The sequence below is a fragment of the Pantoea sp. E2023-21 genome (assembly GCF_051302795.1).
Taxonomy (GTDB): domain Bacteria; phylum Pseudomonadota; class Gammaproteobacteria; order Enterobacterales; family Enterobacteriaceae; genus Pantoea; species Pantoea ludwigii_A.
This window is the reverse complement of sequence record NZ_CP195344.1, coordinates 2,770,001-2,782,271: the sequence shown is the minus strand read 5'-3', so window position 1 is coordinate 2,782,271 and position 12,271 is coordinate 2,770,001. Positions and strand designations below refer to the sequence as shown.

Genomic DNA, 12,271 nt, shown 5'->3' with positions numbered 1-12,271 from the left:
AAATGTCATCTGCGGCGCGTGAGATTTTACGCCAGCCGCCCGCGCTGGTATGCTGCCGGTTCTATTTTTCTCCGGGATTAAGGAAACAAGATGACGACCCCTTCATTCGACAGCGTCGAATCACAAGCAAGTTACGGTATCGGTTTACAGGTAGGCCAGCAGCTGCAAGAGTCTGGACTGCAGGGTCTGCAGCCAGAAGCACTGCTCGCCGGCCTGCGCGACGCGCTGGAAGGGAACTCGCCGGCCGTCCCGGTTGACGTGGTACATCGCGCACTGCGTGAAGTGCACGAGCGCGCAGAAGGCGTGCGTCGTGAGCGTGTAGAAGCGATGGCGGCAGAAGGTCAGACTTTCCTTGAGCAAAACGCGCAGCGCGAAGGCGTAAGCAGCACCGAAACCGGTCTGCAGTTCAGCGTAATCACTCAGGGCGAGGGTCCAATCCCTTCACGTCAGGATCGTGTCCGCGTGCATTACACCGGTAAACTGATCGATGGCACCGTATTCGATAGCTCAGTGGCGCGTGGCGAACCGGCAGAATTCCCGGTCAGCGGCGTTATCGCGGGTTGGATCGAAGCGCTGACCCTGATGCCAGTGGGTTCCAAGTGGGAACTGGCGATTCCACACAACCTTGCTTACGGCGAGCGCGGTGCTGGTGCCTCTATCCCGCCATTCAGCACTCTGGTCTTCGAAGTCGAGCTGCTGGAAATTCTGTAAGCTCTGAAGGGCGGCTATCGCCGCCCTTGATCGTCACTTCTTCTGCAAATCCACCTGCCACAACGCAAAACCTATCTCATCGCTGCCCACCGCTTTCATCGGATAATCAGCATGCTGCTCGATAAATGTCGTCGCTTTCGCGCCAGGCGCGGTTTCAAAACGGATATCCAACGGCGTGGTGCTGCTAATGGGGGCTAAGCGCCAGTTGTGATCCGCCTGCGGTTTCACTTCGCCATGCGTTTTGGTTTCGCTGCTGATGTAGGCGGCAACCACCGAGCGGTTCTCATCCGGTGACGCGAACGCGACATACTTATCGCCGGTACCGGCAAACTTGCCGCCGTAAGCGCGGTAGTTATTGGTAGCGACCAGGAACGTCGCATGAGGGTCGATAGGCTTGCCTTGCCAGCTAAGATCTTTAATGCGCGAAGCCTCTTTGTTGATTATTGTGCATTCCGCATCGTAACGCGGCGGTTGCGTGACGTCGATTTGGTACTGCACGCCATCAATCACATCGAAGTTATAGGTGCGGAAATCCCAGTTAATCAGCGATTGCGGTTTGCTGCTGTGCGGATCGATTTGATTAAACTGCGCGGCTGAGCACTCCAGCCACTCCTTCACCTGCGCACCGCTGACCTTCATCACCACCAACGTGTTGGGATAGAGGTAGAGATCGGCGGCATTGCGGAAGGTGAGATTGCCTTTTTCCACTTCAACATAGCTTGCAGGATCGTTTTTACGACCGCCGGCTTTGAAAGGCGCAGCGGCTGAAAGCACCGGCAAGCGGCCCAGATCGGGATCGCCCTGAATAAAGTGCTCAACATAAGCGCGCTGCGCGTTGTTGACGATCTGTACCGTGGGATCGTCCTGCACCAGCGACAGATAGCTGTACATCACGTCGGCAGATTTGCCGATCGGTTTGGCAACAAACTCACGCGTGGCGCGATGATCCTGCTCCAGCACTCGCACCAGGTTGGCATCTTCGGCGGCCAGCGATTTTTTCGCCACGCTGTCATAAATCGGTCGCGCTTCAGCTTTGCCCTGCGTCACCCGCCATTGGCCGCCGTCGTTATTCAGCACCAAATCGACCACGCCAAGATGATCTCCCCACATGCCGGGCATCACGGCCGGCACACCATTGAGCATGCCCTGAGCAATATCAGCACCTTTTATGGCGGCGAACTCTTTGCTCGGGAATACCGCATGTGCATGGCCGAACATAATGGCATTGATACCGGGAACCTGGCTGAGGTAGTAAACCGAATTTTCTGCCATGGCGTGATAGGGTTCACTGCTTAAACCGGAGTGCGGAATAGCGACGATTATTTCAGCACCTTTTGCGCGCATTTCCGGCACATAGCGCTTCGCTGTTTCAGTGATGTCATCAACCCGTACTTTTCCCTGCAGATTGTTGCGATCCCAAACCATAATCTGCGGGGGAACGAAGCCGATGTAACCAATTTTCAGCGTATGCGGCTTACCTTCGCGGTCTGCGACCGTGGTTTCCTTGATGAGGTAGGGTGTAAACAGCGGTTTTCCGCTTTTTTCATCGATAATATTGGCGTTGACGTAGGGAAAACGCGCACCGGCCAGCGCTTTTTGCAGGTACGGCAAGCCATAATTGAATTCATGATTACCAAGGTTACCAACGGCGTAATCCAGCGTGTTCATCGCTTTGTAGACGGGATGCACCTCACCCTGTTTTAGTCCTTTCGCCGCCATGTAATCGCCCAGCGGGCTGCCCTGAATGATATCGCCGTTATCGACCAGCACGCTGTTCTTCGCTTCAGCGCGCGCTTGCTGAATTAAGGTGGCAGTGCGCACCAGGCCAAATTTCTCGGTCGGCGTATCTTTGTAATAATCGAAATCCATCATATTGCTGTGCAGATCGGTGGTTTCCAGAATGCGCAGATCCACCGTTGCAGCCTGTACCGTGGCGGCAGTAATACAGAGTGCCAATAACGACATGCTCGCTTTCAACATCGCTTGCTCCTTGTTCGGTCCAATGGGCCTCTCAAAATAATGTAAAACCATGACGAATTATCATTTCAATTTGTGATGGAGCTCGGACTTTCATCCAATATCTGCCGCCGCGTCAGGGCAAAAGCGCATTCAGCATCCCGCCATAGCCGCCATCGATTAACTATGGTATTGATAATCATATAGATTGCCGCAGCAGTCCGTGCAGCCGCAGGCTGTTGAAGGACAACTGCTAAAATGAATACAGATTGGCGGTTAGTGTCTGACAGGCAGAATCAGCGGAAAAGAGGTAAATAATGTTAGATAAAATTTGTCAGCTGGCACGTGAAGCGGGCGATGCCATCATGCAGGTGTATAACGGCGCAGAGCCAGTAGACGTAACCCGCAAGTCGGATGATTCGCCGGTGACGGCGGCCGATCTCGCTGCGCACCGTATCATTGTTCAGGGACTAACGGCGCTTTCGCCAGATGTACCGGTGCTGTCTGAAGAGGATCCACCGAGCTGGGACGTGCGTCAGCACTGGCAAAAATATTGGCTGGTCGATCCGCTGGATGGCACCAAGGAGTTCATCAAGCGCAACGGCGAGTTCACGGTGAACATTGCGCTAATCGAAAACGGCAAACCGGTGTTGGGCGTGGTGTATGCGCCGGTGCTGGGCGTAATGTACTCAGCTGCTGAAGGTAAAGCCTGGAAAGAAGAGAAGGGTCAGCAGACGCAAATTCACGCGCGTGAGGCGCGTCCACCGTTAGTGGTCGTTAGCCGTTCGCATTTTGATAGCGATACCGAGTTGCAGGAGTATCTGCATCAGCTTGGTGAGCATCAAACCACGGCGATTGGTTCATCGCTGAAGTTCTGTCTGGTGGCCGAAGGCAGCGCGCAACTTTATCCGCGTTTCGGACCCACTAACATCTGGGATACCGGCGCAGGACATGCGGTGGCCATTGCAGCCGGCGCGCATGTCCACGACTGGCAGGGCAAAACGCTCGATTACGCACCGCGCGAATCATTCCTTAATCCCGGCTTCCGCGTTTCGCTGTTTTAAGATTGGTCACGGCGCGATAAATCGCGCCGTGACGGAATGTGCAATGATGCGGTGCTCATCTGAAAGACTTTACGCCACTCACTTCTGCAACAACTCATGAATCAACTTCATCGCTTGCTGCACTTCATCCTGCGTCAGCGGGCCATCTTTGACGTAACGCACATGTGCGGTGTTATCCAGCACCACAATCGCAGCTCCACCCTTCTCCAGCTGCCAGGCCTGACGCGCGCTGCCGTTGCTATCGATGATGAACTGCGACCACGGAAATTGCTGCTTATTGCTCTCAATGCTGCTGCGTACGAACATGCCGGTGCCCGGAATCGCGTCATCGGTATTTACGATGGTGGTGGTTTGATAACGATCGTGCGGCAGATGCGCGGCTTTAATGGCTTCAATTAACGCCGCGTTCTGCTCTTTAGCGGAAGAGCGACCGGCAATGTGCAGAATGACGCGAACTTTTCCACTCAGCTGCGCGCTATTCCAGGATTTGTAGCTAAACTTGTCTTTATCTTGTTGATAAACCAGCTCTCCTCTGTCGCTAATGCCAACCGCGGGCACGCGTTCACCCAGTTTGAATGCATGTGCCGAAGCAAGGTTAGGCAGCAGAAGTGCCAGTGCTATCACAGTGTGTCTCAAACGCATTTATCAAACTCCTTGGTGATCCGACCAGTTGTTCATGTTCCTGCAATATTAGGCATGGATGATGCGTCTGTCGCAATGAGTTAACAGGTTTGCAACCTATGCCACAATTCCTTAATGAGTGAAGGTTTATACTGGGTTTAGTGAAGCTGATAACAGAGTATTCTGTAATGATGTGTCAATTCAGTAAATAATTCACTTTTTCGGAACATGGGTAAGAAAGGATGCTCTATAGTTATGCCTCATTTGCGCTTCATGGGTTCGTACCAAATTTGGTTACGACGGAGCGTATTAAACATTTTAGGAGTTAAACAGCATGAAGATCTTCCAGCGCTATAATCCGCTGCAAATTGCGAAATATGTAAAAACGCTATTTAGAGGAAGGTTGTACATCAAGGATGTGGGCGCGTTCGAGTTTGATAAAGGCAAAGTGATGTTGCCGCGCGTCAAAGATAAACAGCATCTCAGCGTGATGTCAGAAATCAATCGCCAGGTGCTGCGACTGCAAGCCGAGTACAACTAAGCAAGTATAAAAAAGGGCGCTAATGGCGCCCCGTAGCGGCGCGATTAATCGCGCCTTGTTTTTTTAGTCAGGATCAAACTGAAGTTTATTCCGATTCTTCCACGGCATTCTTCGTCACATTTAGCACGGGCGGGCGCTCATCAATACGCGTGACCAGCAACTGATCGATGCGATAGCTATCAATATCCACCACTTCAAACTTATAGCCGGAAAACTTCACAAAGTCGGTACGCTTCGGAATCTTGCGCAGCATATACATCATGAAGCCGCCAATCGTTTCGTAGTTGCCAGACTGCGGGAAATCGTCGATATCCAGCACGCGCATCACGTCATCAATTGGCGTACCGCCTTCCACCAGCCATGAGTTCTCATCACGCGCGACAATCTGCTCTTCCTGACCTTGTCCGACCAAATCGCCCATCAGCGTGGTCATCACGTCATTCAGCGTAATGATGCCCACCACCAGCGCATATTCGTTCATGATCACCGCGAAATCTTCGCCCGCGGTTTTGAAGCTTTCCAGCGCTTCGGAGAGCGTCAGCGTGTCCGGCACAATCAGCGCCGAGCGAATCTGCACGCCGCTGTTCAGCGTCAGGCTTTGGTTGCCCAGCACACGCAGCAGCAGCTCTTTGGAATCAACATAGCCAACGATATGGTCGATATCGCCATCGCAGACAATAAATTTGGAGTGCGGATGCTGTGCGATTTTGGTTTTAAGCGTGGTTTCATCTTCGTGTAGATCAAACCACACCACATTCTCGCGCGAGGTCATCGAAGACGGCACGGTACGCGATTCCAGCTCAAACACGTTCTCAATCAGCTCATGCTCCTGCTTACGCAGCACACCCGCCAGCGCGCCGGCTTCTACCACCGCATAAATATCGTCAGAAGTGATGTCGTCTTTTCGCACCATCGGCAGTTTGAACATGCGGAAGAAGACGTTAGCCAGGCCGTTAAACAGCCACACCAGCGGACGCAATACCACCAGGCAGAAGCGCATCGGGTTGATGATACGCAGCGCCACGGCTTCCGGTGCGATCATGCCGACGCGTTTTGGCGTCAGGTCAGCAAACAGAATGAACAGGCTGGTAACAATGGTGAAGGAGCAGATAAAGCTGAGCTGTTCAGCCAGTTCCGGTGCCACGATGTGGCTGAACAGGCTATTAAAGGCAGGTGAGAAGGCCGCATCACCAACGATACCGCCAAGGATGGCAACGGCATTCAGGCCAATCTGCACCACGGTGAAGAACATGCCAGGTTGTTCCTGCATTTTCAACACGCGCTGGGCGTTGATATTGCCTTCGTCAGCCAGCAGCTTCAGCTTAATCTTGCGGGCAGCCGCCAGCGAGATCTCCGAAAGAGAAAAAAATGAACTGATGACTATCAGTAAAAGAATGACAAGCAAGCTATCGAGCATAAAAGATCCGTTGGGTTAATAACTTGTCATTTTTGGCCTGGGCAGCGCGGGAGTGGGCGTACATCCGGTACTTGCCAGTCAAACAGGCTATCCGTGCCAAAAATGTCTGCGCCATATCGACAAGATAAGGGTAACGTCGGGGCAGATAATGAACGCAGGCGAGGCCTGCAGGTCGCTGATTATAGCAGCAGCGCTTATCATGCCGCCAGAGGCGTGCGTTATGCGTTCGGATTAATCCGAGTGAGCAATGGCCACGCACAGAAGAATCGCTTGGCGGTTGTATCGTTTCCCCCATTTACCGACAATAGGTCACAATTTGGCTTAGTCGCTGGGTTTACGCCGATGGGCAGAAAAAAGGCGGCTATGCTGATGGGTATACGAGCGGTGGTGATACCCTTCTACAGAATAAATGCCCCTGCGGAATAGGGGCCGGCATTATTAACAGGAGTACGTGTGCCACGATTTCATGTTTATTGTTTGGCCAGCCTGTTGCTTGCTGCACCTGCCGTTGAGGCAGCAAAAGTGCGCTTGCAGCTGGATGGTCTGACCGGGGATTTGCAGAAGAACGTCAGAGCGCGCTTGTCCACTATTGGCAGTGACGAGGTGTCGAATGACGGCCGTTTCCAGGCGCGCGTCGCGGAAGCGATCAAGGAAGGCTTGCGCGCGCTGGGCTATTACGAGCCCCAGATCGATTTCGAATCGCGCCCGGCACCGCCGCAAGGTGGTCGTCCGGTATTGATCGCCCACGTCACGCCCGGCGAACCGGTAAAGATTGGCGGCAGCACCATCGTGATTGAAGGTGAAGCCCGAACTAACGCGGATTATCAAGCTTGGGTCAAACAGGGCAGGCCGAAAGTGGGTACGCAGCTGAATCACGGCGCCTACGACAAATTCAAAAACGGTTTCTCCAGCCTGGCATTGCGTAATGGTTACTTCGACGGTGACTTTAAGCAAAGCCAGCTTGGCGTTTCGGTCGAACGACGCGAAGCCTTCTGGGACATCAACTACGATAGCGGCCCGCGTTACCGTTTTGGCGATGTCAGTTTCCAGGGTTCGCAAATCGACGAAGCCTATCTGCAAAATCTGGTGCCGTTCAAAAAGGGCGATCACTACAGCTCGCGCGATCTGGCGGAACTCAACCGCCGCCTGTCGGCGACCGGCTGGTTCAACTCGGTGGTAGTGGCGCCTGAATTTGATAAAGGCCGCCAAACCAAAGTGTTGCCGCTGAATGCTGTGGTCTCACCACGCGTAGAAAACACCATTGAAACCGGCGTCGGATACTCCACCGATGTGGGGCCGCGTATTAAAGGTACGTGGAAAAAACCGTGGATCAACAGCAGCGGCCACAGTCTGGCCGCCAGCGCCTATGTCTCTGCGCCGGAGCAGCAGCTCGATCTCAGTTACAAAGTCCCGCTGCTGAAAAGTCCGCTGGAGCAGTATTACACCTTCTCCGGCGGCGTGAAGCGCACCGATCTCAACGACACCAAAGCCGATACCACCACGCTGGCGATGTCACGTAACTGGGACAGCAGCAGCGGATGGCAGAAGGCGATTAACCTGCGCTGGAGCCTCGATCACTTTACCCAAGCCAGCGTCACCAACACCACCATGTTGCTCTATCCGGGCGTCAGCCTGAACCGCACCCGTTCGCGCGGCGGTTTAATGCCGACGTGGGGTGATTCGCAGCGTTACTCGGTTGACGTGTCGGATACCACTTGGGGTTCGGACGTTGATTTCGTCATCATGCAGGCGCAAAACGTCTGGATTCGTACCCTTGCCGACAAACATCGCTTTGTGGCGCGTGGCAATCTCGGCTGGATCGAAACCAACGATTTCGACAAAGTGCCGCCGGATCTGCGCTTCTTCGCCGGTGGCGATCGCAGTATTCGCGGTTACAAATACAAAGACGTTTCGCCACGCGATGACGACGGCAAGCTGACCGGCGCCTCGAAAATGGTCACCGGCTCGCTCGAATATCAATACAACGTGACCGGAAAATGGTGGGGCGCGGTGTTCGTCGATTCCGGTGAAGCGGTTAACGACATCAAACAGAGCAACGTTAAAACCGGCGCCGGCTTCGGCGTGCGCTGGTCTTCTCCGGTAGGGCCAATCAAGTTTGATATCGCGCGGCCGATTGGCGACGACAAGGAGCATGGATTGCAATTTTATGTAGGATTGGGGCCTGAACTATGAAGCTGTGGAAAAAGGTCCTGATTGGTATCGGTATTTTTCTGGTGCTGCTGGTTGGCAGCATCGCGTTTCTGGTTGGCACCACGCCAGGTTTGCATCTGCTGCTGAAAGGCGCCGATCGTTGGGTGCCAGGGTTGTCGATCAAGCAGGTTGAAGGGGGCTGGCGCGACCTGACGCTAAGCGGCGTGAAGTATGAAATGCCAGGCGTCAACGTGGATGCGGGACGTTTCCATCTGGCGCTGAATCTCAACTGTCTGTTGCATTCATCGGTGTGTGTGAATGACATCGCGCTGCAGGATGTCAGCGTGGTGGTGGACAGCAAAAAAATGGCGCCTGCCAGCGCGCCGCCGCCAGAAGAGGAGAGCGGCAGCACCAATCTCAGCACGCCGTATCCGATCACGCTGAGCAAAGTCGGCCTGCATAACATCAACGTTAAAGTTGACGATACGGCGATTTCACTGCTCGATTTCACCACTGGCCTGCAGTGGCAGGATCGCGCACTGACGCTGACGCCAACCCATATCCAAAGCCTGCTGATCGCGCTGCCAAAAGCCGCCAACGTGGTGGATGAACAAGTGGTGCAGCCAAAAGTGCAGCAGCCGCAGCCGGATGAAAAACCGCTGGGTGAAACGCTGCAGGCAATGTTTGCTAAGCCGCTGTTACCGGAAATGCCGGACTTCCAGCTGCCGCTGGATATCACCGTGCAGGAACTGCTGGGTGAACAGCTGCGCATTACCGGCGATACTGATGTATCGATTACGCGCCTGTTATTGAAAGCCAAAACCGCCGATCGCCATCTGCAGCTGGAAACCTTTGATGTCGATTCGCCGCAAGGGCAAGTCAACGCCAGTGGGGAAGCGACGCTGGCCGACAACTGGCCGGTGAATTTCGCGTTAAACGGCACGCTTAATCTCGACCCGATCAAGGGCGAGAAGATCAAAATGAACCTCGCGGGTGCAATGCGCGATGAACTGAAACTGGGACTGAATCTCTCCGGACCAGTACGCGCACAGTTGGATGCAACGGCACAACCTGCCGTAGCCGGTTTGCCGCTGGCGTTGAAACTTACCAGCCCGCAACTGCGCTGGCCGCTGACCGGTGCGGTGCAGTATCAGGCGGATAACCTCGATTATCAGTTCAAAGGCAAAGCCACCGATTACGTCATGTCACTGCGCACCGCAGTGAAGGGCGAAGGTGTGCCACCCGCCACGATTGCGCTGGACGGCAAAGGCAACGTACAGCAGTTCAATCTCGATAAGCTGCGGGTTGCGGCGCTGCAGGGCAATATCGATCTGACGGCGCTGGTGGACTGGAGCAAAGCCATCAGCTGGCGCAGTGAATTGACGCTCTCAGGCATCAACACCGCCAAACAGTATCCGGATTGGCCAGCGAAGCTGGAAGGAAAAATCGCCACGCGCGGCAGCCTGTACGGCGGCAGTTGGCAGCTCAGCGTGCCGCAGCTGGAGCTGAAAGGTAACGTCAAGCAGAACGCAGTAAGCGCCAAAGGTACGTTGACCGGCAACAGCTACAACCAGTGGAAGGTGCCCGGCCTGAATATTGCGCTGGGCCGCAACCATCTGGACGTGAAGGGCGAGCTGGGGGATACGCTCAATCTCGACGCTAACATTGATGCGCCGAATCTGGATAACGCGCTGCCGGGACTGGGCGGCGTAGCCAAAGGTACCATCAAAGCGCGCGGCACCTTGCAGGCACCGCAGCTGCTGGCCGATCTTACGGCAACCGGTTTGCGCTGGCAGCAACTGCAAATTCGTCGTGTGGCGTTGCAGGGCGATGTGAAATCCAGCGATCAAATCGCCGGGAAGTTGCAACTGCGCGTGGAACAGCTGCAGCAGGATGCGCTAAAAGTGAATCTGCTGACTCTCAACGCCGATGGCAACGAAAAGCAGCATCAGCTGAAGCTCGAGGTGCAGGGCGAACCGGTTTCCGGTCAGTTGGCGCTTAACGGCAGCTTTGATCGCAAAACTGAGCGCTGGCAGGGCAATCTCAACAATACGCGTTTCGACACGCCGGTAGGCGAATGGCGCCTGACGCGCGCGATGGCGATCGATTACCTCAACAGCAAGCAAACCGCGACCATCGGGCCGCACTGCTGGCAGAACCCGAACGCTCAGCTGTGCGTACCGGAACCGATTGAAGCGGGTGCCAGCGGACATGCGCATGTGGTGCTCAATCGTTTTGATCTGGCGATGATCAAACCGTTTCTCACCGATGCGACCAAACTGAACGGCGTGTTCAGCGGTGATGCGCGCGTCAACTGGACCGCTGACGGCGCGCTGCCGACCGGCACGCTAGCGCTGAAAGGCAACGGCGTGAAAGTGGAACAGGACGTGCAGGGCAACACCTTGCCGATCGCCTTCGACACGCTGAATCTGAATGCAGCGCTGAAAAACGGTCGGGCCCAGCTGGATTGGCTGATTCATATCGTTAATAACGGCCAACTGAGCGGCAATGTGCAGATCGCCGATCCTGAAAATCGTCGTCAGCTGTCAGGCAACATCGGCATCAGTAACATTTCGCTGGCGATGTTGAATCCGGCGCTGATGCAGGGCGAGAAGATCAAAGGCAACCTGAACAGCAATCTGCGCCTTGGCGGCACGCTGCAACAGCCGCAGGTATTTGGTCAGTTGGGGCTGAGCGACGTGGATGTGGACGGCAGCTTTATGCCGGTCGATCTCACCGCTGCCAATCTCAACATGGTGTTCAACGGCATGAGCTCAACGCTCAACGGCATGATTCAGACAGCGCAGGGCAATCTTAACCTGAGCGGTAATGCCGACTGGAGCCAGCTGGACAACTGGCGCGCACGCGTCGCCGCTCAGGGCAGCCGCATCCGCGTCACGGTGCCACCCATGGTGCGCATGGATGTCTCGCCGGATCTGGTTTTTGAAGCCACACCAGCGGCGTTCAGTCTTGATGGCAAAGTGGATATTCCGTGGGCGCGCATTACCGTGCAGGAAGTGCCGGAAAGCGCCACCGGCGTCTCGTCGGATGAAGTGATGCTGGATCAAAACCTCAAGCCGATTGCGCCGAAAACCGCCGCCATTCCGATCAACAGTAATCTGGTGATCCACGTTGGTAATGATGTGCGTCTCTCGGCATTTGGACTGAAAGCCAAGCTGAATGGCGATCTCAAACTGGTGCAGGATAAAAATGGCCTTGGCTTAAACGGTCAGATCAATATCCCGTCCGGTCGCTTCCATGCGTATGGTCAGGATCTGGTGGTGCGCAAAGGTGAGTTGCAGTTTGCCGGTCCGCCGGATCAACCTTACGTCAACCTTGAGGCGATCCGTAATCCAGAGGCCACTGAAGACGATGTCACCGCCGGATTGCGTGTAACCGGGCTGGCGGATGAGCCGAAAGTGGAAGTGTTCTCCGATCCGGCGATGTCGCAGCAGGAAGCGCTTTCTTACCTGTTACGCGGTCAGGGACTCAACAGCGATGGCGACAGTAACGCATTAACTTCCGCCCTTGTTGGATTGGGGGTTGCGCAAAGTGGTCAGGTTGTGGGTAAAATCGGCGAGACCTTCGGCGTCAGTAATCTGGCAGTTGATACCGCTGGCGTAGGTGATAGCCAGCAGGTGCAGGTGAGTGGTTACGTGTTGCCGGGTCTACAAGTAAAATACGGTGTTGGCATATTTGATTCACTGGCGACGTTAACCTTGCGTTATCGCCTGATGCCCAAACTCTATTTAGAAGCCGTGTCAGGTCTCGATCAGGCACTGGATTTGCTCTATCAGTTTGAGTTTTAGC

At 54.8% G+C, this 12,271-nt stretch carries 8 protein-coding genes; 5 read left to right on the top strand and 3 right to left on the bottom strand.

The features are described from left to right. Positions 1-90: 90 nt before the first annotated feature. Positions 91-711 carry a BamJ family beta-barrel-assembly machinery protein gene (gene fklB / locus ACRQ84_RS12990; protein WP_064738388.1) on the top strand — a complete coding sequence of 207 codons (621 nt, stop codon included), beginning with the start codon at positions 91-93 and terminating at the stop codon, positions 709-711. 33 nt (positions 712-744) lie between these two features. On the opposite strand, the gene ACRQ84_RS12985 is transcribed toward fklB, so the two are convergent. Next, the gene (locus ACRQ84_RS12985) at positions 745-2,691 is read right to left on the bottom strand and encodes a bifunctional 2',3'-cyclic-nucleotide 2'-phosphodiesterase/3'-nucleotidase (RefSeq protein WP_483816302.1); all 1,947 of its coding nucleotides are present in this window, start codon (positions 2,689-2,691) and stop codon (positions 745-747) included. Positions 2,692-2,984: 293 nt separating this feature from the next. Between ACRQ84_RS12985 and cysQ the strand changes: the two genes are divergently transcribed. Continuing rightward, positions 2,985-3,731, top strand: a complete 747-nt coding sequence (gene cysQ, locus ACRQ84_RS12980; RefSeq protein ID WP_483816301.1) for a 3'(2'),5'-bisphosphate nucleotidase CysQ — start codon at positions 2,985-2,987, stop codon at positions 3,729-3,731. Positions 3,732-3,809: 78 nt separating this feature from the next. On the opposite strand, the gene ACRQ84_RS12975 is transcribed toward cysQ, so the two are convergent. Continuing rightward, positions 3,810-4,373 carry a YtfJ family protein gene (locus ACRQ84_RS12975; RefSeq protein WP_483816300.1) on the bottom strand — a complete coding sequence of 188 codons (564 nt, stop codon included), beginning with the start codon at positions 4,371-4,373 and terminating at the stop codon, positions 3,810-3,812. Between the two features lie 313 nt (positions 4,374-4,686). On the opposite strand from ACRQ84_RS12975, the gene ACRQ84_RS12970 reads away from it, so the two are divergent. Continuing rightward, positions 4,687-4,893: a DUF1107 domain-containing protein gene (locus tag ACRQ84_RS12970; RefSeq protein ID WP_007892150.1), complete on the top strand. Its 207-nt coding sequence runs from the start codon at positions 4,687-4,689 to the stop codon at positions 4,891-4,893. 85 nt (positions 4,894-4,978) lie between these two features. On the opposite strand, the gene ACRQ84_RS12965 is transcribed toward ACRQ84_RS12970, so the two are convergent. Continuing rightward, a complete protein-coding gene (locus tag ACRQ84_RS12965) occupies positions 4,979-6,310 on the bottom strand; it encodes a polyamine export protein PaeA (protein ID WP_064738392.1) in 1,332 nt (443 codons plus the stop codon). Between the two features lie 453 nt (positions 6,311-6,763). Between ACRQ84_RS12965 and tamA the strand changes: the two genes are divergently transcribed. Together tamA and tamB are read left to right on the top strand one after the other, a co-directional pair. After that, the gene (tamA, locus tag ACRQ84_RS12960; RefSeq protein WP_483816299.1) at positions 6,764-8,503 is read left to right on the top strand and encodes an autotransporter assembly complex protein TamA; all 1,740 of its coding nucleotides are present in this window, start codon (positions 6,764-6,766) and stop codon (positions 8,501-8,503) included. Next, positions 8,500-12,270 carry an autotransporter assembly complex protein TamB gene (gene tamB / locus ACRQ84_RS12955; protein ID WP_483816298.1) on the top strand — a complete coding sequence of 1,257 codons (3,771 nt, stop codon included), beginning with the start codon at positions 8,500-8,502 and terminating at the stop codon, positions 12,268-12,270. The genes tamA and tamB overlap by 4 nt, the downstream gene beginning before the upstream one ends. Position 12,271 lies beyond the last annotated feature (1 nt).

Coding starts and splice junctions, on each gene's coding strand:
- fklB (WP_064738388.1), top strand. CDS start 91: ATGACGACCCCTTCATTCGACAGCGTCGAATCACAAGCAAGTTACGGT.
- tamB (WP_483816298.1), top strand. CDS start 8,500: ATGAAGCTGTGGAAAAAGGTCCTGATTGGTATCGGTATTTTTCTGGTG.
- ACRQ84_RS12985 (WP_483816302.1), bottom strand. CDS start 2,691: ATGTTGAAAGCGAGCATGTCGTTATTGGCACTCTGTATTACTGCCGCC.
- ACRQ84_RS12970 (WP_007892150.1), top strand. CDS start 4,687: ATGAAGATCTTCCAGCGCTATAATCCGCTGCAAATTGCGAAATATGTA.
- cysQ (WP_483816301.1), top strand. CDS start 2,985: ATGTTAGATAAAATTTGTCAGCTGGCACGTGAAGCGGGCGATGCCATC.
- ACRQ84_RS12965 (WP_064738392.1), bottom strand. CDS start 6,310: ATGCTCGATAGCTTGCTTGTCATTCTTTTACTGATAGTCATCAGTTCA.
- ACRQ84_RS12975 (WP_483816300.1), bottom strand. CDS start 4,373: ATGCGTTTGAGACACACTGTGATAGCACTGGCACTTCTGCTGCCTAAC.